The 25,837-nt window shown below is 49.7% G+C and carries 22 protein-coding genes and 2 tRNA genes; 10 read left to right on the forward strand and 14 right to left on the reverse strand.

Annotated features, from left to right (window positions below; all coding sequences use genetic code 11):
• Positions 1-207: 207 nt before the first annotated feature.
• Positions 208-600, forward strand: a complete 393-nt coding sequence (locus tag JUB14_RS09655) for a PEGA domain-containing protein (RefSeq protein ID WP_207505648.1) — start codon at positions 208-210, stop codon at positions 598-600.
• A gap of 236 nt (positions 601-836) precedes the next feature.
• Here the strand turns inward: JUB14_RS09655 and JUB14_RS09660 are convergent, their stop codons facing one another.
• The 3 genes from JUB14_RS09660 to JUB14_RS09670 all read right to left on the reverse strand — a co-directional run bounded on the left by JUB14_RS09660 (position 837) and on the right by JUB14_RS09670 (position 2,714).
• Positions 837-2,099, reverse strand: coding sequence for a YopA family protein (locus JUB14_RS09660; protein ID WP_207505649.1), 1,263 nt, complete (start codon positions 2,097-2,099; stop codon positions 837-839).
• A gap of 387 nt (positions 2,100-2,486) precedes the next feature.
• Positions 2,487-2,563, reverse strand: a tRNA-Asp gene (locus JUB14_RS09665).
• Between the two features lie 74 nt (positions 2,564-2,637).
• Positions 2,638-2,714 (reverse strand) — tRNA-Asp (locus JUB14_RS09670).
• A 188-nt stretch (positions 2,715-2,902) separates the two neighbouring features.
• Here JUB14_RS09670 and JUB14_RS09675 point away from each other — a divergent pair.
• The 4 genes from JUB14_RS09675 (at position 2,903) to radC (ending at position 7,199) form a co-directional block, all read left to right on the forward strand.
• Entirely contained in the window at positions 2,903-4,003 is a 1,101-nt protein-coding gene (locus JUB14_RS09675; protein WP_207505650.1) for a Nif3-like dinuclear metal center hexameric protein, read from the forward strand.
• Positions 4,004-4,066: 63 nt separating this feature from the next.
• The gene (locus JUB14_RS09680; RefSeq protein WP_207505651.1) at positions 4,067-4,813 is read left to right on the forward strand and encodes a zinc ribbon domain-containing protein; all 747 of its coding nucleotides are present in this window, start codon (positions 4,067-4,069) and stop codon (positions 4,811-4,813) included.
• A gap of 125 nt (positions 4,814-4,938) precedes the next feature.
• Positions 4,939-6,456, forward strand: a complete 1,518-nt coding sequence (locus JUB14_RS09685) for a tetratricopeptide repeat protein (RefSeq protein ID WP_207505652.1) — start codon at positions 4,939-4,941, stop codon at positions 6,454-6,456.
• Between the two features lie 38 nt (positions 6,457-6,494).
• The gene (gene radC / locus JUB14_RS09690; protein ID WP_207505653.1) at positions 6,495-7,199 is read left to right on the forward strand and encodes a RadC family protein; all 705 of its coding nucleotides are present in this window, start codon (positions 6,495-6,497) and stop codon (positions 7,197-7,199) included.
• 3 nt (positions 7,200-7,202) lie between these two features.
• Here the strand turns inward: radC and JUB14_RS09695 are convergent, their stop codons facing one another.
• From JUB14_RS09695 to JUB14_RS09710, 4 genes are all read right to left on the reverse strand, one after another.
• Positions 7,203-8,045: a PdaC/RsiV family protein gene (locus JUB14_RS09695; RefSeq protein ID WP_207505654.1), complete on the reverse strand. Its 843-nt coding sequence runs from the start codon at positions 8,043-8,045 to the stop codon at positions 7,203-7,205.
• Between the two features lie 35 nt (positions 8,046-8,080).
• Complete coding sequence (locus JUB14_RS09700) at positions 8,081-8,815, reverse strand: LytR/AlgR family response regulator transcription factor (protein ID WP_207505655.1); 735 nt, start codon at positions 8,813-8,815, stop codon at positions 8,081-8,083.
• 42 nt (positions 8,816-8,857) lie between these two features.
• On the reverse strand, positions 8,858-9,952 hold the full coding sequence (locus tag JUB14_RS09705; RefSeq protein ID WP_207505992.1) for a sensor histidine kinase: 1,095 nt from the start codon (positions 9,950-9,952) through the stop codon (positions 8,858-8,860).
• 158 nt (positions 9,953-10,110) lie between these two features.
• The gene (locus JUB14_RS09710) at positions 10,111-10,755 is read right to left on the reverse strand and encodes a histidine phosphatase family protein (protein ID WP_207505656.1); all 645 of its coding nucleotides are present in this window, start codon (positions 10,753-10,755) and stop codon (positions 10,111-10,113) included.
• A gap of 85 nt (positions 10,756-10,840) precedes the next feature.
• Between JUB14_RS09710 and JUB14_RS09715 the strand changes: the two genes are divergently transcribed.
• Entirely contained in the window at positions 10,841-11,269 is a 429-nt protein-coding gene (locus JUB14_RS09715; RefSeq protein WP_207505657.1) for a hotdog fold thioesterase, read from the forward strand.
• A gap of 126 nt (positions 11,270-11,395) precedes the next feature.
• Positions 11,396-12,655 (forward strand): isochorismate synthase, encoded by a 1,260-nt coding sequence (locus JUB14_RS09720; RefSeq protein WP_207505658.1) that lies wholly within the window; start codon positions 11,396-11,398, stop codon positions 12,653-12,655.
• Between the two features lie 61 nt (positions 12,656-12,716).
• Here JUB14_RS09720 and JUB14_RS09725 read toward each other — a convergent pair whose 3' ends face one another.
• The gene (locus JUB14_RS09725) at positions 12,717-13,769 is read right to left on the reverse strand and encodes a glycoside hydrolase family 5 protein (protein WP_207505659.1); all 1,053 of its coding nucleotides are present in this window, start codon (positions 13,767-13,769) and stop codon (positions 12,717-12,719) included.
• A gap of 184 nt (positions 13,770-13,953) precedes the next feature.
• Here JUB14_RS09725 and JUB14_RS09730 point away from each other — a divergent pair, with 184 nt between their 5' ends.
• Both JUB14_RS09730 and JUB14_RS09735 read left to right on the forward strand, forming a co-directional pair.
• The gene (locus JUB14_RS09730) at positions 13,954-14,376 is read left to right on the forward strand and encodes a DoxX family protein (protein WP_207505660.1); all 423 of its coding nucleotides are present in this window, start codon (positions 13,954-13,956) and stop codon (positions 14,374-14,376) included.
• Positions 14,377-14,474: 98 nt separating this feature from the next.
• On the forward strand, positions 14,475-15,314 hold the full coding sequence (locus tag JUB14_RS09735) for a CvfB family protein (protein WP_207505661.1): 840 nt from the start codon (positions 14,475-14,477) through the stop codon (positions 15,312-15,314).
• 127 nt (positions 15,315-15,441) lie between these two features.
• Here JUB14_RS09735 and JUB14_RS09740 read toward each other — a convergent pair whose 3' ends face one another.
• From JUB14_RS09740 to JUB14_RS09760, 5 genes are all read right to left on the reverse strand, one after another.
• Complete coding sequence (locus JUB14_RS09740) at positions 15,442-16,752, reverse strand: amidohydrolase family protein (protein ID WP_207505662.1); 1,311 nt, start codon at positions 16,750-16,752, stop codon at positions 15,442-15,444.
• Between the two features lie 27 nt (positions 16,753-16,779).
• Positions 16,780-19,809 carry an amidohydrolase family protein gene (locus tag JUB14_RS09745; protein ID WP_207505663.1) on the reverse strand — a complete coding sequence of 1,010 codons (3,030 nt, stop codon included), beginning with the start codon at positions 19,807-19,809 and terminating at the stop codon, positions 16,780-16,782.
• 232 nt (positions 19,810-20,041) lie between these two features.
• On the reverse strand, positions 20,042-21,313 hold the full coding sequence (locus JUB14_RS09750; protein WP_207505664.1) for a PQQ-dependent sugar dehydrogenase: 1,272 nt from the start codon (positions 21,311-21,313) through the stop codon (positions 20,042-20,044).
• 65 nt (positions 21,314-21,378) lie between these two features.
• Positions 21,379-22,413 carry a glycoside hydrolase family 43 protein gene (locus JUB14_RS09755; RefSeq protein WP_207505665.1) on the reverse strand — a complete coding sequence of 345 codons (1,035 nt, stop codon included), beginning with the start codon at positions 22,411-22,413 and terminating at the stop codon, positions 21,379-21,381.
• 38 nt (positions 22,414-22,451) lie between these two features.
• Entirely contained in the window at positions 22,452-23,084 is a 633-nt protein-coding gene (locus tag JUB14_RS09760) for a hypothetical protein (protein ID WP_207505666.1), read from the reverse strand.
• 187 nt (positions 23,085-23,271) lie between these two features.
• Between JUB14_RS09760 and JUB14_RS09765 the strand changes: the two genes are divergently transcribed.
• Positions 23,272-23,916, forward strand: a complete 645-nt coding sequence (locus JUB14_RS09765; protein WP_207505667.1) for a 3-keto-disaccharide hydrolase — start codon at positions 23,272-23,274, stop codon at positions 23,914-23,916.
• 74 nt (positions 23,917-23,990) lie between these two features.
• Here the strand turns inward: JUB14_RS09765 and JUB14_RS09770 are convergent, their stop codons facing one another.
• Positions 23,991-25,832 carry a glycoside hydrolase family 2 protein gene (locus JUB14_RS09770; RefSeq protein ID WP_207505668.1) on the reverse strand — a complete coding sequence of 614 codons (1,842 nt, stop codon included), beginning with the start codon at positions 25,830-25,832 and terminating at the stop codon, positions 23,991-23,993.
• Positions 25,833-25,837: the final 5 nt, after the last annotated feature.

Below are 25,837 nucleotides of genomic sequence, written 5' to 3' on the forward strand. Positions count from 1 at the left end.
CAGGCTGATGTAAGTAGGGTATGGGGGAAGGTAGATAGTATATTCCTGTTTAGCAGAATAGATATATTGTGAGAGCTAATTGAGGTGGCTGTGCAGGTCCTTCATGATTTGTTAATCAACATCTTCTTCTAAAAAGCGGGTAGTACATTGTTTAAATGGACGAAGACGTATATACTTGCGGATACTAATTCACCTCTATTCCACTACATGAAAAAGTTACTACTCCTGCTTGCCCCTGTGCTGGCTCTGTTTTCCCTGTCTGGTTGTGCAACTATATTTTCCGGTACCACTCAGGTCGTTCGTGTTGAATCCAGCCCTCCGGGAGCCCTGGTAGAAATAAACGGCGTTTCTCACGGTGTTACTCCTGCTACCGTTCCGATGAAGAAAAACATAAGTCAACCTTCGGTGGTCCTGACTAAAGAAGGGTATCAGTCCAAAGTATTTTCTCCTACGTCGACCTTTGACGTAGTAAGCATTCTCAACATATTTTTCTGGCCGGGATTTGCTATTGATGCCGTAACCGGGGCCATGATGAAGTACGATCAGCTGCTTTATAAGGTAACGCTGGAGCCTAGTCCGCAGGCATCCACGAGCAACTAAGTTTCTTTCTGATTTGATTTTCCAGAGGTACCGGCTGTAGTAAGTTGGTACTTCTTTTTTGTTTGGGTAAAGAAAATGTAATTTCCCTGAAAGCCTATGTCCGAACTATATTGGCAAAGATTTCAACGATACTAATTCATTAGTTCTATAAGAACTATGGTTTATCGGTTTAAACTTCAGCTGAGATAATAAGTACATTCTTATTGTCTCTTTTGTGAATAAGTATATATTAGAAGTTATTCAACATTAACTCTGTTATTGAACTTACCTTTATACTCAAGGATGCGTAGCAGAGCCATCTCAATATACCATAGAGAAAGTTGTAATGCCTCAAACTTTGCTTTTGGATCTATATTAGTTAGCTTTTTCCTTTTTTCTTCTTGAGAATGAACGATTGAGTTTCTTATCTGGACAATCGCATCGGGTGCATCAATTGATTCAGAAGGTTTTATAAGTTTAGACAAATGTGTCAGTGAGGAAGGTACTCCATTTGATAGGTTTATTTGTGAAAGGAGCAACCTGATTTTATTAGACGCAGTTATACTTGCAGAATCTTTTCCTAATATCATCTTTTTTCTTTCAACTATCCACCAGTTATACAATAACTCAATAGCTGTTTGAGCCATCATTATTGAGCCATCTGTAAACCCTGAATTACTATTAGATTCAACGTACCAATGTATAGTTGAAATCAAGAAGTCTTTATCTTCTTTCCATATGTTCCTGAAAGCTTTCCATAATTCATCAAAACTTACTCCTGTTAGCGTTGTCCAAGTTTGTGCTGATTTATAGATATCTACTTGGTAGTCAGTATAATCGCACCATTTTTCTTCATTGTCAAAAATACCCTGAATAAAAAGAGCTGATATTCGCCTTCCATTAATGAATGATAAAAAGCAATTAAGACATAAAAGAACCTCAGTAGCTTCTTCATGACTTATACCCGCGCTTTTCTTTTTCAATTCACCCTGATAAAGGATAGCATATCCTCCCTTTACCGATAAAGACTTATATAATTCTTTGTAATTAAGACATTTATTAATATTTATTTCAAAAAGGTCATCTTCAAGATGTAACCTGCCACGAGTAAATCCATGCCTTTCTTCTTTTATCCATTTCACTGACGCTCCATGAAATTCCCTGAGATTAGGGACCGAAAAAATAACTTTTTCTACCTTGATAGACTTATCGCCAGAGATAACTTGCTGAGTAAATACGCCTTCTAAAATGGAAACAGAATTTACTTCTAGCCCAAATATTATATTTGATATATAGCATTGACCCATCTCTATTCCATTTGCTGTAAGAGTGTATTCATTCTTCTCATCAAATGCAGCCATAAGGCTTCTTCTATCTAGATTTGTGCTACCTGAGAAATGAGCTCCAGATTCTACAAACCAGGTAAATGATATACTGCCAGAGAGTTCTACCTGGATCATATCATTTTTAAGATTGAATACTCCCTCAAAAATCTTGATAGGAGAATTCGCTTCGTGCATTTGCACTGTGCTTTCTATCAGATCTGGGAGTTTATTTAACAGTCAGCTGAAATCATCTGCCATGCTGTATGTTTTTGTTTTATATCATGTTCTAATCCTGTTCTATACTAGACCACTGATAGGGAGCATTTTTATTAGATCACTAATGTACAAAGCCTCTCCTTTAGGCAGTTAGTGTTTAACGGTTTTGATAGTGTGCGATATGATGAGGACAGGAACATACTTTATTGAATCTAAGATTACCACCCTGAAGTAGGGCTGCTTATGGCATGCAGTTTCTAACTGTACTATAATGTGGAGTCATGCGTGGTGACGATGTTTATAGTTTCAAATTATGAAACAACAAAAAAAGCCTGACAATCTTTCGATTATCAGGCTCTATTTTTCTGGCGGTCCGGACGGGACTCGAACCCGCGACCCCATGCGTGACAGGCATGTATTCTAACCAACTGAACTACCGGACCAGAAATATAGACTCATTCAACTTTGTTTCAGGATAAAAAAGCGCGTAGCTGTTGATGCTAAGCGCTTTCTTCTCTGGCGGTCCGGACGGGACTCGAACCCGCGACCCCATGCGTGACAGGCATGTATTCTAACCAACTGAACTACCGGACCAGAGTATGTATTTCTGCGATTCTGCTGCTGTTTCAGTAAAATCGTGGTGCAAAAGTATGTGGTTGAAGTATACTACGCAAGCCTCTTCCGAAAAAAAAGACGATTATTTTCGAATGGGTTGATATTCAGGTGTCATTTTTTTTGTGGGCTGCGGTTTTTTATTTTTGCCCCATATCATTACCTACATTATGACTCAACTCAAAGATATCATCAGGGAACTCGAAGCATTGGCTCCAACCGTATATCAGGAATATTATGACAATGCAGGACTTATACTAGGCGACCCTGATACGGAGGTAAAAGGAGTTCTTTTTACACTGGATTCTACCGAGGCTGTCGTGGACGAGGCCATACAGCGCGGCTGTAATGTCATCATTGCGCACCATCCCATTATATTCAAGGGACTAAAAAAGCTTACCGGGCGCACCTACATAGAGCGTACTGTCATTAAGGCCATCAAACACGATATAGCTATATACGCCTGCCATACCAACCTTGATAATGTAGTCAATGGCATCAACTGGATGATTGCCAGACGGCTCGGACTACAGAATATCCGGGTACTGGCCCCCAAGCGGCAGCAACTGATGAAGCTGACCTTCTTTGTGCCTGTCGATGATACCCAGAAGGTACTGGATGCGATATTCAAGGCCGGTGCCGGAAAGATCGGCGACTATTCACGCTGCAGCTTCCGGGTTACAGGTACGGGAGCCTTTCGGCCTGGTGTGAACGCTAACCCTACCATCGGGGAGCGGGGAGAGGATGAGGAGGTACAGGAAAACCGCGTGGAGGTAATGCTGCCCGTATTCCTGGAAAAGCCGGTACTACAAGCGTTACGCCAGGCACACCCGTACGAGGAGGTGTCGTACTATATCAACTCGCTGGAAAACGAAAATCAGGAGATAGGCTCCGGAGCCGTGGGAGACCTGCCCGAGCCGCTCACAACGGCTGAGTTTCTGATCATGCTCAAAAAGAACATGCATACGCCCGTCATCAAGCATTCGCCTCCGATACACGATACCATACGCCGGGTAGCCGTATGTGGAGGGGTAGGCAGCTTCCTGTTACCGGATGCCCTGCGCTCAAGAGCGGATGTTTTTGTAACGGCTGACTACAAGTATCACGAATTTTTTGATGCCGAAAACCGGATATTAATCTGTGATATCGGACATTATGAGAGTGAAGTGTACACGAAAGAAGTTCTTTGCCAATATTTATCAGAAAAATTTGGTAATTTTGCACTCTGTTTGTCGGAAGTAAATACCAATCCGGTGAGGTATTTTATATAAACTTACCGGTTGATCTATTTATTCCGCCCAGAGTACTACCGAAACAGTCCGTTAACGACATACATGGAAAACACAATCGCCCAAAAATTAGACGCTCTCGTAAAGCTTCAGGAGATCGATTCAAAGCTTGACGAAATTTTAAAAATTCGTGGTGACCTGCCCGAAGAAGTTCGTGACCTGGAAGATGAAATTGTAGGTTTCGAAACCCGGATGTCAAAATTCAAAAACGAGATTGACGCTCTTAACGCGGAGATTGATGGCCTAAAGAATGCACAGAAGGATGCTGAAAAGCTGATCGCAAAGTATAAGGATCAGCAGATGAATGTCCGTAACAACCGCGAGTACGATGCCATTACCAAGGAGATCGAACTGCAGGAGCTGGACATGCAACTGGCGGATAAGAAGATTAATGAAGCCAAGGCCCGTATCCGCCTCATCGAGGAGGATGCTGATCGTACCAGAGCTACTCTGAACGAGCGTCAGGAAGACCTTAAGGCCAAGAAGCAGGAGCTATCGGTAATCACAGGTGAGAGCCAGGAAGAAGAGAATCGTCTGATTGCTGATCGTGAGAAGCATATAAAGAAAATTGAAGAGCGTCTGCTGCGTTCGTACGACCGTATCCGTGGCAACTCGATGAACGGCTTAGCCGTAGTACCCGTATCACGCGGAGCCTGCGGAGGTTGCTTTAATATCGTACCTCCCCAGCGCCAGGCGGATATCCGTGAGCACAAGAAAATCATCGTGTGTGAGCACTGCGGACGTATCTTTGCCGATGTGGAGAGCGTTGAGCCGGTATCAGGCCGTCGCTAATTTAACGAGCTATACTACTTGAAAAGGTTGCCTTCAGGCAGCCTTTTTGCATTTATAGGCCGGGATATTCTAAACCTATTCATCCCATATGGCGTATATAGTGCATTAACGGCCTGATTGAACGCATGAGAAAGTACCTCTTTATACTATTTACTTTTGTACCACTACTTATAAGCAGGGGAGGAGCGGTCCGTGCCGAAAATGAAGCGGCGGATCAGGCTTTTGCGTTTACCCCCCGTCTGCAGCTGGCCTACTTTGAAATCCAGAAGCTAAGGTTGGATGCCGGCCGTAGCCTGATTGCGCAGGAACGCAGCCTGCACCCCGGCAATGGGGTACTCCTCTACCTCGACAACTACGCTGATATGTACTACCTGCTCATATCAGAGGACAAGGCGGCCTATAACCGGCTGCTACCGCAGGAAGATGCGCGGCTAACGGCCCTGTCGCGGTTGCCGGATTCATCTCCCTTTCAGCGGTTGCTCATGGCGGAGGTACGTTTGCACTGGGCGTTTGCCAAGCTCAAGATGGGGAACGAAGTGAGTGCCTGCTGGGACATTATCAAAGCCTACCGCCTGCTGGACGAAAACAGTAAGAAGTTTCCCAACTTTGTACCTACCTACAAATCGCTGGGACTGCTGCACGTTCTGATCGGATCGGTGCCGGAAAACTACGCCTGGGTAACGCGTATCCTGGGTCTAAAGGGAAGTGTAAAGGAAGGCTTGCGGGAGTTGCAGATGGTCCAGCAAAAGGATGAATTTTTTCGGCAGGAAACCCAGCTGATCGACTTACTACTTCATGCCTTTACCCTGCAGCTAAGCCCGGCTCAGTTGCAGACACTCCGGCAGTTGCCCACTCGCCAGCCCGACAACCTGCTGCTGCACTTCTTTGGTGCCTCCGTACTTATGAAAGAAGGTCGTAGTGAGGATGCCCTTGCTATACTGAATAAGGCACCTTCTGATGATGAGTATGTAGCGTTTCCGTTTCTGAACTACATGCGGGGGGAGATCCTGCTGCAAAAAGGACAGTACCGTGAAGCCTTTGCCATGTATAGCCGCTTTCAGCGGGAGTTCAAGGGCGTTAACTTTATAAAGGACAGCTATTTCAAACAATTTCTCTGTCGGTGGTTATCTAACGATGAGAATGGTGCGGAGGAGAGGCTGGCCAGAGTCAAAAAAGTAGGAGGTACCATTGTGGAGTCGGACCAGTACGCGATGCGGTTTGCGGAGCGTTACACCGCCGGAAGTATCAGCGATCAGCAGAAAGTACTCCTGAAAGCCCGGTATGCTACCGACGGGGGGTACCTTAGTGAAGCCCTGAATGAACTGGACAACTACCGTGAAACCACGTTCAGTGCCACTAGTGACCGGGCGGAGTTTAACTACCGGAAAGGCCGCATCCTTCAGAAGATGGGACAGGAGCAGCAGGCCGTTCCATACTTTAACCGGTGTGTAGAGCTAACCCGGAATACAAACCTGTACTTTGGAGCCTCGTCGGCCCTGCAGTTGGGGTACATATACCGGGAGAAGCGTCAGAAGGATCAGGCGATCGCGTCGTTCCGGCTGGCGATGACTTACAAGAAGCACGAGTACAAAAATAGTATTGATAACAAAGCCCGGGCTGCCCTGACCGAACTGGGTGTGTAGTCCGTAAAAAAAGACACACCATTGAAAGGAGGAAGATTATGTCAAAGGATAGCTACCAGCCTTCCCGCAAGATCCTGAGTTGGGCGGAGGAGGATCGTCCGCGTGAGAAGCTACTGCAGCGGGGTAAGGCCGCCCTGACCGATGCCGAACTCATTGCCATCCTGATCGGGTCAGGTACTGTGGATCAGTCGGCGGTGGATGTTGCCAAGCTGATACTGGGCTCGGCCAACAACAACCTTAACGAGTTGGCCCGGTTGGGCCTCAACGACCTGAAGAAGATAAAAGGTATCGGCGAAGCCAAAGCCATCACTATTGTGGCAGCACTCGAGCTGGGGCGACGCCGGAAGGAAAGTGAGACTCCGCGCCGCAGGCGTATTACCAGCTCCAACGACGCCTACGAGGAGATAAAGCCCTACCTGCTCGATAAACCCCACGAGGAGTTCTGGATCCTGCTGCTTAATCGGGCCAACGAAGTCCTCCGGCCTGTGCAGATCAGTACCGGTGGGGTAGCGGGTACGGTGGCTGATCCCAAGCTTATATTCAAACATGCTCTTGAGCACCTGGCGAGTTCGATGATTCTGTTTCATAACCACCCTTCCGGCAACCTTACCCCCAGCCAGGCAGATAAAGACCTGACCCGAAAACTAAAAGAGGCAGGCCGAGTACTCGACCTGCCCGTGCTGGACCATTTGATATTTACGGATAGCAGCTATTACAGCTTTGCCGATGAGGGCCTCCTGTAAAGGCTAGAAAATCTGCTCACGACGGATCATTTCTTCTACCTCGGAGTACGGAATGGTAAACTCAATGGGACCGCGCGCATACGCGGCTATTTCGTAAGGATTGTACAGAAACACCATGCCCTTGTGGCTGAAGGCTATGTTGGCCGGCAGGAAAAACTGATTGCCGGGCAGGAAATAGCCATACTCCTGGAGGGTAGCTTTTGACGGTAGTTTTTCGTGTTTGCGAAACGCCAGTTCAACCTTCCTGAGTAGTTCTGTTGAGTCCCGGATAAACGTGTTTATTTGCTTTGAACGACCATTTCGACGGTCAAAGATATAGTAGCCCGTGTGGGTGTTAGGGTGAGCACCACCGGTGAACGAATACTGATCGAGGCGGTAGACAACTACTTTGGGAGTAGTCATTACGGTATCTCCTTCCAGTTCGACCGCCCAGCAACCGGTAGACTCTGGAAAATCCTTTTTGAAGTCACGGTAGGTATTGGCAAAAGCCTCATAGGCCTCCGGTATATGGGTAGTCGCCCGCTTGTCGGCTTCGATGTACGTACTATCTGTAAAGGAATTGATGAGCTTCACCACGGAACCCCGAATAAAGTTATTCAGGTTCTTTGGCGCATCCTGACTATCACTTTCTTCCGTTACAGCAGGCTCCAGGTACTTGATATCGGCGGTCACACCTCCTCTGCCAGTAGTGTCACATTCACCCAGACTGGATTGGTAGTAGGTCGAGTTCTCAAAGTTCAGCCCTTCTGTATCCGGGTACTGCGCAGTATTTTCAGTATAGGTGGTAGTACATGCCGCCAGTAATATTACAAAAAGAGAATATATATAGATTCCGGTATTTTTCATTAGTCACGTTTTCCTTCACACATTCTCTCTACACCTTACAAACTCATCAGTTCTTTGAACCGTATGGCCTGCCGGCGAGAGATTTCAATGCGGTCGCCGCCCTGTAAAGTTACAAGCAGTCCACCACTAAACCATGGTTCTATTTTTTCGATCCACTGCAGGTTGATAATGTGCTTTCGGTTGGCTCTGAAGTACGTATTAGGGTCCAGTCGCTCCTCAAGGCTATTCAACGATTTGAGTACCAATGGCTTTTGGTCATCAAAGTGCAGGCGAACATAGTTACCCATGGACTCAAATAAACGAATTTTACTTAACTTAACAAACCAACACTTTTCACCGTCCTTAACAAACACCTGGTCATTTTCGCCTAATACCTTCTCTGTACGCTCGTGAGGCACATCGGATACATCTACCGGGGCCTGATTTTCTTCTACTCTATTGATAGCATCCCGGAGCCGGTCAGCATCTATTGGCTTGAGCAGGTAGTCAAGAGCATTAAATTCAAAGGCTTTGATGGCGTACTCGTCGTAGGCCGTCGTAAATATTACCTCAGGGGCTTTTCCCTCGATGGAAGAGAGAAGTTCGAAGCCATTTTTACCGGGCATCTGTATGTCCAGAAAAAGTAATTCGGGCTGTAGCTCATCGATCAGGTCCAGAGCTTCGTCGGCGTTGGAGGCTTCCCCGACTATTTCAATTTTAGAGTGACTTTCAAGTAAACGTTTGAGTTCATTACGGGCTAGGCGTTCGTCGTCAACGATAAGCGTCTTCATGGCAGTACGATTAGGTTCGTGTATGTGTTTAGGGTGTTTTTACTATTTTATTGTCTCCTGAGGGACCGGGGCTTTTTCATCCGAGTAGCGCTGCAGGCCATCCGATAGCATAGGTATGGTGATCTCTGCACAAACGGTTTTTTCCTCTTCCTGAAACAGCCGGAAACTGGCTTCTTTCCCGTACAGGATCGACAGGCGCTCCGCTGTATTCTGCAGGCCAACTCCACCACTCTGATCGTCTGTCTTCTTTTCACATAGCGTACCCGTATTCCGGATCCGGATCACGAGCAGTTGATTCTCCATACTGGTGGTGACCTCCAGTATGCCGCCCCCCATTACCTTGGATACTCCGTGTTTGATACCGTTTTCGACCAGGGTCTGCAGCATCATAGGAGGTACCTGCCAGTATACTGTCTGTGGATCGGTATGGATGGCGTAGCGGAGTCGCTCTTCGTACCGTACCTTTTCCAGTTCGAGGTAATCGGCTACGGTTTTCAGCTCCTCGCGTAGCTCCACGGTCTTGCGGCGGTCAGCCAGCAGCGAATTTCGTAAAATATTGGATAACTGCGTTATGCTGTGCTGCGCTTTGGCCGGATTTTCGGAAACTAACGCCCTGATACTGTTGAGGGCATTGAAGGTGAAGTGGGGGTTGAGCTGGGAGCGGAGTACTTTAGCCTCAGCTTCGCGCATGGATGTCTTGAGCATGATCTTCTCGAGCTCAGTCAGGCGGTTCTGCTCGACGTAGTGGTACACCGTATAGGAGAGTATCCAGGCCAGCAGATTTTTACACCAGGTAGACAGGTATCCCCAGAATACAAACGGCTGGTTGACGAGCTGTTCGGCCAGTATCTCCCGGTCCAGGGGCAGGTTGACGATGGTCATGATAAAACCCAGGATCAGTACCGAAAGGGCCACCCGGAACACCAGCTTATGCATAGGAAGGGCTGACCAGTTCCAGCGGCGGATCACCAGCCGGTAGGTATGGGTCAGGGTGATACCCAGAAGAATATTGGCAATGGCCAGAAAAAGAGTTTTTGAGTCAAAGCCATACTCTACCGAGTAGAGCAGAAACTCGTACATGACCAGGGCCGTCCAGCCGGAGATTTGAAGTGTCCAGTATATGCGGGTTTTGGACATTGAATTCGCCACGAATAGTTGCTTTACGTAGACAGGAGCAGGCTTAAGCCTGTCTGCTGCGGGTACTCTAAAATAATAAATATTTGACCAAAGTAAATAATCCCACTGTAGCAGTAGGATTATTTACACCAAAGGGAGCCACCGTCCACAGACGGTTACTAGAAGTTATTAGGAATTTCGAGCGTCAGCAGGTGGGTAATGTCGTTGGAAAGCTCCAGCGAAAAACGCTGCTCTTTGTACGAATAATTAAGCTTATACAGGCACAGATTGCTGTGCTCGTAGCGATCCATTTCGCTGAGCGGCTCATCAAATAAGGTAGTAAGCAGTATACGGATCGCCCGGCCGTGCATAGCTACGAGTACAATGCGCTCTTCCGGACGTGACAGAATAAGATCAATCACCGGAATCTGCCGCTCCCGTACCTGCACCGGGCTTTCGCCCTCTTCGGCAGGCAGGTCCACATCTCCGTTGCGCCACGCCAGTACCAGGTTGCGGTAGTACTCGTTATCCATGGTGTTGGGAGTACGTCCTTCACGGTTGCCCCAGCTGATCTCATTGAGGCCAGCGTGTGCTTCGTAGGGTATGCCCATATCAATGAACCCCTGCACAGACTGGTGGGTACGTTTGAGGGCCGAGGTATAAATCTTATCAAATGGTACATGCTGGTAGGCATCGAAAAAAGCCTGAGCCTGCGCTCTTCCCCAGCTATTCAGGTCAGCATCGATGAGGCTACCCTGTACCACTCCATTTCGGTTATAGTCGGTCTCTCCGTGGCGGATCAGATATATGGACTTATTTTTCAAAATTTTGTAATATTTAAAGGAGTGGGTTGTTTAAAACCTGTTTCTTTACTTACTTGGCAAATACAAATTTAGATAATTTTTAGATATGTTTAATACTTCTGTATCAATAGATTTCCTGCAATCGATGGATAAAGATACCATTGCGCGACATCTGGGTATTGAATATCTGGAGGTGGGAGAGGACTACATCGTGGCCCGGATGCCGGTGGATCACCGCACGCACCAGCCGTTCGGAATCCTGCATGGTGGGGCTTCGGTCGTACTGGCGGAGTCGCTGGGAAGTGTAGCTTCGTACCTGACGCTGAAAGACCCGGAGAACCAGCGGGCCGTTGGTCTGGAGATCAACGCCAACCATGTACGGCCGGTCAAATCGGGCTACGTGTACGGCAAGGTAACACCTATACACGTGGGGCGCACGACCCAACTGTGGGAGATCCGGATTATGAACGAGGAAAATAAGCTGGTCTGCATTAGTCGCCTGACGGTAGCCGTAGTGGATGCAAATCGCGGATAAGATGAAACAAAATACTCTCCACAAAATGTTATATCTGTAAACAGAAAGCGGGTATCTTTACTGGTAAATGTACAATCTGAACTACTTGGTAAGCCCTCTTTACGCACTGGATTGACATAGTCACTGATGATTGATAGTAATCGTATAACTAGTAACACAACAACGGGGGTGAGCCTTCGGGCCGAAGCCCTTTGGGAAGCGGCTCAGAATCTGGGATTTCCGGCGGCTGTATGGCGTCTCCCGCATCAGGAGCAGATCCGTTTGCTGATTGCTGTGACAGAGGGAGTGAGCCGACGCCAGCCTGACCTGGAAGCTCTTCCGGCCGGATTTATAGTCAGTCCCTTCCTGGTACCGGATACCAATGAGGTCTTGTTTTTGGAAGGAGATATCCTTTTTACCATCTTACCTGATGAGCAGGTAAAAGAGGTAGAATCCAAATTGGGAGAGGAGCATCCGTCAGTAAAGCAGCTATTGAAAACGGCTCATGAGATCCAGTTGAAGAGATTAGATACTGCGCCAGCCTCCCTTAGTACCGGACTTTATCCACTAGCCACTAACCGAACTGACCAGCAGGAAAGATTTAAAAGAGGTGTCGAGTTGGCCATTGAGGCTATTCGAGAGGAGCAATTCGATAAGGTGGTGCTCTCACGTACGAGAGAATTGACCTATAATGAGGATTTTCGTCCAATCAAGGCTTTCACCAAACTAGCGGCTACCTATCCTTCTGCTTTTATTTCGCTGGTGTACTTACCCGAGCAAAAAGAAACCTGGCTGGGAGCTTCACCCGAAACCCTGGTATCAACCGATGCGCAGGGGATATTCCGTACGGCCTCGCTCGCCGGTACGCAGGTAGCCCGTACGGCATCCGGCGAACCACTGCCGAAGGCGGAAGTACGCTGGGGACAGAAGGAGATAGAAGAGCAGGCGTTGGTGAGTCGCTATATTGTCGAATGCTTTAAGAAGATCCGTCTGCGGGAGTACCTCGAGAAAGGTCCGAAAACCGTCCAGGCTGGTAACCTGTACCACCTCCGTACAGATTTTGAGGTAGATACTCAGGCAGTAAATTTTCAGGGGCTTGACAGTGTGATGCTACGCCTGTTGCACCCAACCTCGGCGGTTTGTGGAATGCCCAAAGAGCCCGCGTTACGATTCCTGACTGAGGTGGAAGGGTACGACCGTACCTTTTACAGCGGGTACCTGGGCCCTGTTAATGTAGAGCAGGAGTCGCATCTGTTTGTGAACCTGCGTTCCATGCGTCTCGCGGATGGTATAGCTACGGTATATGCCGGTGCGGGTATTACCGAAGACTCCGACCCACAGCGGGAATGGGAAGAAACTGAACTGAAATGTCAGACGCTGCTGAGAGTACTTGCTCCCGAAGCTTAAATACGATTGGAAGTATAACAAAGAAGGGTACTTTGACTAGTCAAAGTACCCTTCTTTGTTATTAATATCTCTGCAGGAGCTCCAGCATTTTCCGGTCCAGCTTTTCTCCTTCAAAGGTTTCGTAGGCCACATCGGTACGCCCGCTGTTTATAAAGCCAAAGGAGCCATCCAGGTTCCAGAGGGCCCAGCCCCAGCCGGCTTCCTTCCAGAGTTGCAGGTTGTCTTCCATCCATTTCAGGGCCACGTCGTGCGGTGTGCGATTATAAGCGCCCCATTCGCCCACGTGTATGCCTACGCCTTTCGCTTCCAGTTCTTTCCAGGGCTTGATGTAGCGCTCGCGGAGCAGGTCTTTATCCCATTGGGTCTCGCCAATAGCCATGGGCCACTGCGGAGTAGGGTATTTGTCGCTGCCGTTTACCCAGTTGGCGTGGTAGTGACTGACTTGCATAGGATTATAGCCACGGGTACTCTGCCCGACGTTCAGATTAGCAATACTGTGAACCGGCCCGGTACCCCAGCGGATACCGTCGGCGATAATGAGTCGCTTCGGTGTGACCTCGCGTATTCCTTTTACGAGCATCCGGATCACATGGGCGTAGTCCTCTTCGGGTATGTTGGGGGGCTCGTTGATGAGGTCAAAGCTTACATCCTTGTTGGACAATTTGCGGTACCGGCGGGCCAGCGTCTTCCAGTGGTGAATGGCTGCTGTCTGAGCCTGCTCATCCTTCCAGAGGTTAAGCGGCTCGGCCGGTGGGTTGACGCAGTAGCCGGGCAGGCGGTGCAGGTTCAGGTTGACGTGGATGTTGTACTTCTTTCCCCACGCTACGGCCTGATCTATCTCGCGGAGTACCTGCTCATCCATCTGCATCCATACGGCCGGATCGGGTTTGGACCAGCACTGGTACGACATCGGCAGCCGCACAAAGTTAAAACCCCAGTCGCGTAGCCATCGGAAATGGCGCTCCTGGTAGGGACGGTTCTGACTGGGATTGAATTTCTCTAATAAATTTACACCCCGCCAGACCGGAAGCCGGGAAGGCTTGGGCTGGGCCTGACCCAGTGCCGGTAAACTGGCCGCGGCGGTGGTAAGTACTAAAAATTGGCGACGATTCATGCTGTCTGTTGATATTTCTAAACAAAGTAAATACGTAGAATCTTATACTTTTTCGGGTAAAGATTAGTAATTCTAAAACTAAACGGCGGGTAATGAAGTAATAAGAGTGACGACTGGATAGAGGTGTTAGTACAGAATAGATTGGATATAAGTAGTTTGTTTACCTATAACTCCAAAAAGACTCATGAAAAGATTATTCTCAACAGACTTCGGCTACGAAGCTGCGCATGTATGGCTGGCTTTCCTCAGAATAGGTGTAGCGGCTCTGATGCTTACCCATGGTATTCCCAAACTGATGAAGGTGATAAATGGCGATATGCAGTTTGGCGATCCTCTGGGGATTGGGCCGGAGATTTCACTCATCCTGGTTACCTTCTCGGAGGCCATCTGTTCCATATTGATATTCTTAGGACTGGGTACCCGGCTGGCTGCCATTCCCCTAATTATCAGTTGCTCGGTCGCTGCCTTTATACAACACCGTGATGATCCTTTTAGCGCCAAGGAGATGCTGCTGTTGTACATACTTATCTACCTGACGCTGCTTATCCTGGGCGGAGGAAAGTACTCCGTAGACTCCCTGATCAACCCGCCCCGAAGAAGAAGGTAGTCACTCCCTGATCCTCTGCAGGATTCATCCGGTAGTACCACACGACTATTTACAAGAATAGTCGGCTATCTTTGTGGCTAATTAATCTTACAAGGAATATGCTGTTTATAGGAAAATATAATACTCTCACCGTATTGCGCCGGACCAGTGTCGGACTGTTTCTGGGCGATGTGGAGGGGGAGGAAGTACTGCTGCCCAACAAGTACATCACCGATGACATGGAGGTGGACGAAGACGTCAGGGTATTTGTATACAATGATTCGGAAGATCGCCCGGTCGCTACCACCGAGACGCCCAAAGTAGTTCGTAATGAGTTTGCGTTTCTGGAAGTGAAGGATGTTAATGAATACGGAGCTTTTCTGGACTGGGGGCTGGAAAAGGACTTGTTCGTACCTTTTAGGGAGCAGAATGGTTCCATGCGGGTAGGTGAGTGGCACGTGGTGTACCTGTACCTCGACCACAAGACCTCTCGCTTGTCGGCTTCGGCTAAGATCAACAAGTTCCTGGATAATAGCCGCTTGATCGTAGACGAAGGGGATGAGGTAGATATCATCATCTGGGAACGCACTGACTTGGGCTACAATGTCATCGTGAACCACTTCCATAAGGGACTCATTTATGAGAATGAGCTATTTAAGCAGGTAGATATCGGGGATCAAATGAAGGCGTACGTTAAACGCGTTCGTGAAGAAAATAAGCTGGACATAAGTCTAGAGAAACAGGGGTACGAAAGCGTTGAACCTAATGCCCAGCGTATCCTGGATGTACTCAAAAGAGAAGGAGGCTTCCTGAATCTGTCAGATAACAGCTCGCCGGAGGAAATCAAGCGACGGCTGGAAATGAGTAAGAAGACATTCAAAAAAGCCATCGGAGGTCTTTATAAGCAGGGCCAGATCCAGATTCAGGATAATGGTATCCGTCTTGTTTCAGAAGATTGATACGATCTAAAAGAGCAAATTATTCAAGCTTATAGCTAATCATAAAAAAGGAGAAATGCAAGTATCGCATTTCTCCTTTTTCCTTATAGCTTAAAGTCTACTGCTTACAGCGTATTATGGTACAAAGCTACTTGCCAAGATCTTCCTGACCGTACTTGTCCTTGTACTTCTGGTACAGGCGCTTGTGTTTATCATCCAGATCTACTTTGGCTCCTTTGATATAGGCCTGCTCTACCACGTTGGTACGCATGTCGAGTATATCACCTTTTGCCACGACGAGGGTAGCCAGTTTGCCTTTTTCCAGCGAACCTACCTGCTTGTCGATACCCATGATCTGAGCGGGCATCAGCGTAATCAGTTGGAGAGCTTCTTCCTTGTTGATTTCACCGAAGCCGGCCGCAGTACCCGCCAGGAAGGCCAGGTTACGGGTGCGCCACCATTCGTCGTTATAGCTGAGCGCTACCTTCACCCCGGCCTTGTGCAGACGGGCTGGTTGCTCATAGGGCAGGTATACGTCATCGTCGGCGCGGCTGGGCAGACGGTGAATGGGATCCAGTACTACCGGTACGTTGTGGTCCTTAAGGTAAGAGGCTACTTTGTAGGCTTCGTCACCGCCCACAATCACGACCTTCTTTACCCCCAGCTCCTGAGCAAACTGGATGGATTCAACGATGTCCTTGGCGTAGCCGGCCCGTACGTACAGGTTGGAGCTACCGTCAAAGAGGCCTTTCATGGAAGCAAGGCGCAGGTTAACGGGGGTAGGGGCTTTGTCTTCCGAGTAAGCTTTGGCTTCCACCAGGTGACGGCGTAGTTCATTGATTATTTCCTGACGCTTCTCGTTGCGCTTTATAGTAATCGAGAAGTCTTCCTGGCTGAAGCTACGAGCCAGGAAAGCAGGCCAGTTGACCCAGATCCCATCGTCCTTGCGAAGTACGGCATCTTCCCAATTCCAGCCGTCGGTATTGAATACCGATGATGAACCCGATACCATGCCTCCCTGAGGTACGGCCTGAGCCATCAATACCCCCGTGTTACGGATGGTGGGGATGATCTCGGAGTCGGTGTTGTAGGCAATGAGCGTCCGTACGTGGGGGTTGATATCACCTACTTCCTGATAGTCTAGAGTGGCACGTACCGAAGCTACTTCCTGCAGACCTACCGTAGTACCCATGGCGATGAGTCCGGGGAAGATATGCTTACCAGCCACATTGACTACCTCAGTAGCGTTGCGGTCGAAGGTAGTAGCGGAGCCGCCTACGGCCGTGATGACACCCTTATCAAATACAATGGTTCCGTTCTCGATCACCTGGCCATTACCAACGTGGATGGTAGCCCCCGTCAGCGCAATGGGTTTGGCCTGTGGCTTGGCCGGAGCCGGATTCTGGGCCTGCATGGACAGCGGAACGAGTGCCAGCAGGGCTAAAAATATCTTTTTCATAGTTGATGTTTCCGTTCAGAAGTTAGCTTACTCTTTTTCGCCGTGCTCAGCATGAATACCTATCACATCTTCGCAGTGCCACATACGGGTACGACGGGTCTGCGGAGCCTGGGTGGAAGCACCACCTGCTTTGGCTTCCATGGACTTCTGGATCAGGCGAGCCTTTTCCTTGGCAATAGCTTCCTGCTTTTTCTGGTCTTCCTGATAGTCAAAGTAGATAGTACCTTCGATCATGGTGAAGTCAGGACGTGCGTAGATCGAGAGCGGGTGGTTGTTCCAGAGTACCAGATCAGCATCCTTGCCGGCCTTGATACTACCGAGGCGGTTATCGAGGTGCAGGAGTTTAGCGGGGTTCAGGGTCACCATTTTCCAGGCTTCGATTTCAGAGATACCTCCAAACTCGACAGTTTTGGCGGCTTCCTGGTTGAGGCGGCGGGCCATTTCGGCGTCGTCGGAGTTGATCGCAACCGTTACTCCTTCGCGGCTCATGAGGGCGGCGTTGTACGGGATGGCTTCTTCTACCTCCATCTTGTACGCCCACCAGTCCGCAAAGGTAGATCCACCTACGCCACGCTCGGCCATCTTGTCGGCTAGCTTATAGCCTTCCAGAATATGGGTCAGCGTATTCACCTTGAAGCCCAGTGAATCGGCTACGTGCAGCAGCATGTTGATCTCCGACTGTACATAGGAGTGGCAGGTAATAAAGCGCTCATTTTTGAGGATCTCAGCCAGGGCATCCAGTTCAAGATCACGACGGGGAGCAGTCACGCCCGACTTGTTCTTGAGGGCATTGTACTCCTGCCAGGCTTTGGCGTATTCTTTGGCTCGGATAAAGTGGTCATAGTACACCTGTTCTACCCCCATACGGGTTTGTGGGAAGCGTACGCGGGCTACATCTCCCCAGTTCGCCTGTTTTACGTTTTCACCGAGGGCAAACTTGATGTACTTCGCCTCGGGCAACCACATCTCAGTAGGAGTAGCTCCCCATTTCAACTTGATCACGGCGCTTTGTCCACCGATGGCGTTGGCCGAGCCATGCAGTAGTTGCGAGGTAGTAACCCCACCGGCCAACTGTCGGTATATGTTGACATCTTCGGAGTTGATGGCATCGCTCATGCGTACTTCAGCCGTGCTGGTCTGCGAGCCTTCGTTTACGGCAAAAAGAGCAATGTGCGAGTGTTCATCGATAATACCGTTGGTCAGGTGCTTGCCGGTACCGTCGATGGTGCGGGCACCCGCCGGGGCGGTCAGGCCTTTGCCAACGCGGGCAATCTTACCATTCTGGATCAGTACATCGGCATTTTGCATGATACCTTCGGCTTCGTTGGTCCATATAGTAGTATTCTTTACCAGGATAGTCTCCGCCTTTGGCTTTGTTTCGTTTCCAAATCCGGCAAATGGATAGATCAGCTTACCCAGCTCTTTGGGCTTGCGTACGGTAGTATCAGCCTTGGCAACCGGCTCTGTATAAGCTTCGGCCAGGGTAGCTTTCCAGTTCATAGGCATCCCGTCGGGTAGGGTACCTTCGCCCTGGAGCTCACGGGCCGACAGCCATCCGGTCAAACGTACCGTACCAGGATTCTTTTTATCGGGCTGGTAGGTAACGGTCATCAGCTGGTTAGTCAGGCTTACCTTAGGAGTAATGGTTACCGAGTCGTTCATCACCAACTGGTACTCAGGCTTAGAAGGGGTACCCGTTATTTTCAGCTTACCACCGGGCTTACCGGCAAAACTCAGGTCGTAGGTACCACGCAGGTCGGGAGCATTCATCTCCTTGATAATATACGCTTTGCCTTGTACCCAGTTTTCGTAGATCTCGCTACCGTTTTTGAACAGGTCGTCAGAAGTGATCAGGAAGTTAGCCAGCATGCCTTTCTTGAGGGCACCTACCTGGTTGTCGGCCTTGATCAGGCGGGCAGGCAGGGTAGTAAGCGCTTCCAGGGCTTTCTCTTTGGGGAGTCCAAACTCAACGGCGGTACGCAGGCGGGTCCAGAAGTCGGCTTTATTTTTGAGGCCGGAGGCGGTCAGAGCAAAGGGTACGTTGGCTTTAGCCAGGGCAGCAGGATTACCGGGAGCCATTTCCCAGTGCTTGAGTTCGGCCAGAGTTACGGCATCCGCATCCCAGGGATCATTCACATCAAAAGCATCCGGGAAGGCCAGAGGCACTATGAGTGTAGCACCGGTAGCTTTTACCTCATCAATGCGCTGGTACTCGTCACCACCGCTCCTGATGATGTACTGTACACCAAACTCGTCCCCGATCTTGTCGGCGCGCAGTACGCCCAGTTTGTCGGTAGTCTCAAAGAAGGCAGGCAGGGCCTTGAGCTGACCGAATGCCTTCATGGACAGGTTGTTTTCCTGATTGCTTCCGCCTTTGGCAAACCAGTCGGCATCGTAGTAGCTCTGGCGGAGCAGGGCTACGGCACCCATCAGGGAGTTGGGGTAGTTCTGAGTAGAGCTGCCTTTATCCAGCGAGTAGTGAGCTGAGGCTGCACCTCGAAGCAAGGCCTGATTAGCCGATTCGTTGGTAAGCGCTATAAGAGCACCACTTCCGCGTACGATGCCATCGTGGTGGTGGGTGAGTACCGTACCGAATCCGATCTTACGAAGTTCGTCGGCTCCTTTGTTATCTACGGTAAATAAGGTAGAGGCTTCATTTTCGGGCTGTATGGCCTGGTTCCAGCCGTAAGCTCCTTTCTTGTTGGATTCGAGCTGGGGAGCCGAGCGGAAAGACTGTCGGGCCTTTTTTACCTCGGGCATACCGTAGTCCGACTCCAGATCCAGTAGGGATGGGTAGATGTACTTGCCTTTGAGGTCAGTGACTACCGTACCGGCGGGTATCTTTACATTAGTACCTACCTCTTTGATCAGGCCATTTTCGATCAGGAGGGTTCCTTTTTGCAGCGTAGTTTGCGGGTCTACGACAATGGTGGCGTTGGTAAAGGCATATCGCCCCGAACGCTCATCGTAGGCACCATTGCGGGGGAACGTCTGCTGCGCATAGCCTAGCGTCCCGAAGGTCAGCCATGCCGCCAACGTCCATACCAGTTTTCTCATGAAGTGCTTGGGTTTGGTTAAGTTGAATTGTTAGTAGCGTAATAATTGCCTAAAAATACAAACAATTTGTCAAGGAAATGGAGGTAATAGCTGCTGCTGCCAAACAAACTATACGTAAGTCTGCTTTTTCTTGAAATCTTCGTAAGATACATGCTAACCGTCCAACTAGTGGATAAACAAGAGAGGCTACTCCCGCGGGAGTAGCCTCTCTTGTTACTGGTAGGTAAATACTTTATTGGGGACTGACGCGCCAGAGGGTGTTGCCGGCATCATCATTGATCAGCAGCGAGCCATCCGGTAGTACCGCCACCCCAACGGGACGTCCGTATACTTCGGGCTCCTGTGGGTTGGATACAAAACCCGTCAGGAAATCCTGGGCCGGACCCGTGGGTTTGCCGTTGCTGAAAGGTACAAATACCACCTTGTAACCAACGGGGTTGGAGCTGTTCCAGGAGCCATGCTGGCCAATAAAAGCTCCGTTTCGGTATTGGGCAGGAAAACTCTCCTTGTCGTAGAAGGTGAGTCCTAGCGAGGCCGTGTGCGAACCCAGCGGTACTTCGGGGACAATGGCCTTTTCTACCAGTTCAGGGCGTTCTCCCTTCCGGCGGGGGTCAACGTTCTGTCCGAAGTAGGAGTAAGGCCAGCCGTAAAAGCCGCCTTCCTTTACACTAGTGAGGTAGTCAGGTACCAGGTTGTCGCCCAGCTCGTCGCGCTCGTTGACGGCTGTCCAGAGTACATTCGTGCCGGGTGCCCAGTCCATCCCAACAGGATTGCGCAGGCCACTGGCGTAGATCTGTTCACCGCTGCCGTCCGGGTTGATCTGCAGGATATTGGCGCGGCGTTTTTCTTCGTCCATGCCGTATTCTCCCACGTTACTGGCCGAGCCTACGGAAACATAAATCTTGGAGCCATCGGGACTGGCGATGATGTTGCGGGTCCAGTGGTGGTTATAGCCACCGGCGGGCAGCTCCAGTATCTTTTCTCCTTTGGCGTCTATTCTGGTCTGGCCCTTTTTGTACGGGTAGCGCATCAGACCGTCGGTGTTGGCTACGTAGAAATAGTCGTTCAGTACCAGCATCCCGAAGGGTTGGCTAAGCCCCTCCATAAATACCTGACGCATATCGGGCGTACCGTCGTTGTTTTGATCCCGGAACAGCGTGATCTGATTAGCGCTCTTTTTTTTGTCGTCCGATTCTACCACCAGTACATCCCCATTGGGCGCTACGTACGACCAGCGGGGATGCTTGAGGTTATCGGCATATTTAGTTACTACAAATCCTGCCGGAGCGGTAGGCTTCTGAGCTTCTGACCAGCCCACTACATCCGGGTTGTTGCTGACCGACTCGGTAGCATAGGGCGGTGGGAGGGTGAGAGTACCTACGGCCGTCTCAACAACATCTGTCCCGCTGCTGGCCGCTTCCTGCTGTTCTTCTTTTTTATTGTTGCAGCCATACAGGCCCAGTACCACGCAAAGGCAGGTGATTGTGAGGTGTGAATAGTTCATGTCTTTGTGGATTAGTACAAGTAGTTAATACCTGTTTATTAACCCACTAAGTATGCTATTGTTCACTATTTTGTAGAAGCTTGCTTCAACGTCTGCTTTTTTACTCCCTCATTTGTGATGACTACCGGGTTGATGTGTCCATTGCTGTCGAAGGTCATCTCATCCATACAGGTGACCCGGTGGTTGGCATCGGTTTCGGTAAGGGGGCGGCGGTGGTACACAATGTACCATTGGTCCTTCCCAGGTACTTGAATGACCGAATGGTGACCGGCACCGGTGGCAATTTTGGGGTCCTGCTGGAGTATCTTGCCGATGCGCCTGAAGGGGCCAAACGGTGAGTCGGCGATGGCGTAGGCTACCGAGTAGTTGGGGCCGGTCCAGCCGCCTTCTGACCACATAAAGTAGTACTTGCCATTGCGCATAAACATGAAGGGCCCTTCTACGTAACCTTCAGGCGTAATTTCTTTGAACGTGGTACCGTCCTCAAAGGGGACGAAGCCCGTAAAGTCATTATTCAGTTTGGCAATGTTGCAGTGGCGCCAGCCGCCGTACATCATATAGTATTGTCCGTCTTTGTCTTTAAATACAAACTGATCAATGGGCTGCGCGCCGTTGTGAAACTTATCAATGAGTGGCTTACCCAGGTGGTCTTTAAAAGGGCCCGCCGGATTATCAGCTACGGCTACGCCTATTCCGCCCAGCTCTGCGTTGCTCTGGATATCGTTGGCTCCGAAAAACAGGTAGTACTTGTTGTCTTTCTGAATAACGGCCGGTGCCCACATGGCACGCTTGGCCCATTTGATGCTGGTGGTGTCAATGATGCGGTTGTGCTTGGTCCAGTTGATCAGGTCCGTGGAGGAGAAGGCATCCATGTGGACCTGCTTATCATAGGGGGCTGAAAAGGTAGGGTAGATCCAGTACTTGTTGCCAAAGATAATGCCTTCCGGATCGGCGTACCAGCCCGGAAATATAGGGTTGCCGGAGGTAGGGGCTTCGCTGCTTTTTCGGGGAGCGGAGGTTTTCTTCTGTTGGGACTGGCTATGAGCCAAAGGGGCGGCCAGAGCAATGGAAAGTAGGGTACAGGTGAGCGTTTTTTTCATTATATGGTACAGGTTGTTCTAAATGGCAAAGTGAATAGTTATAAGTCAGAACGGTGGAGAGGCTTGTATCCACGTAAAAGATAAACGCCGAGGTAGATCCAGCCCATGCCTTCAGCCAGAAGTAAAAAGTTACTGGCCAGGGAAGCGATCTGCCTGGCAGCCAGGCCGCGTCCTAGTTGGTCGAATAGGAGAATAGAAGCTAAAACTGCCAGCCCACGTAGTACACCTATCCACAGGAGCATCACTCCGTGGGGGTAGGCAGTGGGTACTTTTTTTAACCCTACACCCGCCAGAAGTGTACCCACGACGAAGGCGGCCAAACCGGGTAAGCTGTAAAGACTCCAATCTCCGGGAATACCCCAGGCTTCAGGCAGAGTAACGAGCGACGACCAGACCAGCCCCACCGAGGCAACCAGCGTACCAGTACGCACGGGTCGGTCTTCACGGAAGTTTCGGTACAGGCTGACCAGTACAACCAGAAAAAGGAGTTGCACGATAAAGAAGTACTGGGTGGCAGCAGTGGGGGGATAAATTATGTGCTTTACCCGGCCTTCCGACAGCTCCCACAGCCAGCGGGCATTATATAGGATACCTCCTGCTATGGCCATCCAGCCACTCTTGACAGAGAGCCGGGACTGGGTAGGAAAGTGCTTTTCGATTTCTGTAATCATCAAAATATTCAGGTCAGCGTTTACTGAAAACCAGTACCTGCTATGTCCAAAGTACACAGGAGTCAGCAGATACTATATTTCTGTCTAAATATAACAGTAGCTTTTGGAGAGCAGATGTTTTTATAGCTTACCGGGCAGTATGCCTGGCAGGTACTCAAACCAAACTACAAACAATACCCTTACCACCATGCGAAGAACCTTGTTTCAGGGTGTGCTGATGTTGCTACTGGCAGCCAGCGTATCCTTTGCACAAAAAAAACAAAAAGATGGCTGGATTCCACTCTTTGACGGAAAATCCCTGAACGGATGGAAAGTTGGAGCTAATGGAAGTACATTCAGTGTAAAAGATGGAGCCATTATGGTGGCCGGCCCACGGGCGCACCTGTTCTATGACGGTCCCGTTAATAACCATTCCTTCAAAAATTTCGAGCTAAAGACCCAGGTCATGACTACTCCGGGCTCCAATTCCGGTATTTACTTCCATACTGACTATCAGGAAGACGGATGGCCAGCCAAAGGATACGAGGTACAGGTGAATAACTCTCACACGGACTGGCGCCGTACCGGCTCCCTGTACGCTTTCGATGATGTGAAGGAGGTACACGTCAAAGATAATGAATGGTACACCGAGCACATTATCGTACAGGGCAACAAAGTTACCATCAAGATCAACGACAAGACGGTAGTCGAATATACTGAGCCCGAAGGTGTGGAGCGTACCAAAGGCAACGAAAAGCGCCTCATTGATAAGGGAACATTTGCCCTGCAGGGCCACGATCCCAAGAGCGTTGTTTACTTCAAGGATATCATGGTAAGACCTTTGCCAGAATAAATCCTATAAGTTACTATCACTAACGACAAAGCCCCGGTAGTTCCGGGGCTTTGTCGTTGAATAGGTACTGATTGTTATTCAATATCTTTGGGTGAAGCCAGTATATCTGCGGGGACGAATAGCTCGCCGGTATGTATATCCAGCAGTCCGTTCCGCTCGTCCTCAATATTGGTGGCCTGGGTATAGATATCACCCGCGATGGGTCGCTTGCGCAGCTCCTGTTTGAATTGTCGGATGCGCTCCGCCCTGACTTCCAGATCATCGGGACCACCATAATCCGAAAACCCAAAGCCTCCCCATTCACTTACTATAAGTGGTATTTGCTTGCGGTAGAAGAAAGGATCACCTACTACAAGCGGAAAAGCAGCGACACCTTCGGTTTCGCCCCTGACTAGCATATCCAGCAGCTCCTTCCAGCGGGTCAGGTCCGGCGTGTACAGGTGAGCGGTCAGCAGGTCAGACTTCAGACGTCCCAGGTATGAGATATGCTGCCAGCCGTCGTTGTCCACCACCAGGAACTGTGGGTAGGCGATGTGCATGTAGTGGTACATGTCAATAATGTACTTGCGCGTTTCAGGATTGGTCGCGATATCCTGAGCCCCCCAGTCTTCATTATAAAGGCTCCAGATAACTACCGAGGGGTTGGTCTCGAGCAGGGCAAGCATCCGGAAAAGCTCAGCCTTGTGATTTTCACGACTCAGGTTGGTACTACTGTGCGGACTGGGTACCTCTACCCATAGCAGTAGTCCCAGTTCATCAGCCAGGTTATATATACGGGGATCAACTCCGGCTATATGCACACGCACCAGGTTACAGCCCAGTTCTTTCATGGCGTGCATGTGCAGCTTCATTTCTTCGTAGGTAGCCGTACCGGGCTGGTACAGGATACCATCAAGGTATATAGGCTTGTTATTCAGATACACGTAGCGTCCTCTCGCTTCGATCTTACGAAGGCCAAAGTGAGCTTCGATTTCGGCGGCATAGCCTTCAGTGTCTATAAGTTGGGCCACCAACCGGTACAGCGCCGGATTTTCGGGGCTCCAGAGCTGGGCGTCAGGTACTTCCAGTACCACCCGCTGCATTTTCTGTCCGGCTTCTAGCTTGAGAGGATAGTCAGAGGTGGCAATGGGATCGCCGCTACGCTGGTCACGCTCGTACACGTTCAGTCGCAGGATGTACTGTCCCGGATCATGAATGCGGGTAGTGATATTAAATCGTACCAGGGAATCTTCTACATGACTCACTACTCCGACGCGGGAGCGCAGGCGATTGCGTTCAACGGCTTCAAGCCACACACTGCGCACGGCTCCGGTATAAGTCTGGTACCAGATTCCTCCCCGTTTATAGACATGCGATTCCTGTTTTCCGCGGGGAATATCGGCATCCATGGAGTCAGCGATGCGTACCGTCAGGCGGTTGACCGGCTGGAGGTACTCTTCGTTCAGCTCGTAAGAAAAAGAGGTATACTCACCGAAGTGGATTTCTTCCCCTTCAACGGTCGTAAGTGGTCGACCATTCAGCCAGACGCGGGTTTCGTACCCGCAGGCCCCAAACGTCAGCTGAAACATGGAGTGGCCAAGGCTCTTGTCACGCTTGGGTAGAGGGAATTCCCGTTCATACCAGACTATGACCTTATCGTGCCAGGTGGGGGAGTCTTTCTGAAGGCCCTTCGCCTGGATCAGATGCTCTTCTACCGAGCCGGGCCACTGTGCATTATGTTGGAACTGGTGCCCCAGGTGCCAGCCTTCGTTCAGACCACGGTCATCGTTGTCCAACTCAAAGCGCCACTCCCCGTCCAGTAGTATGTACGTATTGGGGCGTAATACAGCCCTCGGTAATGGATTAATGAATTTCTCACTAACGGGGGCTGCTTCTACTCCTTCAGTAATGCCAAAATTGGGGTGCTGTAAATCCATACAAT

It is taken from the genome of Telluribacter humicola, assembly GCF_017355935.1.
Lineage (GTDB): Bacteria > Bacteroidota > Bacteroidia > Cytophagales > Spirosomataceae > Telluribacter > Telluribacter humicola.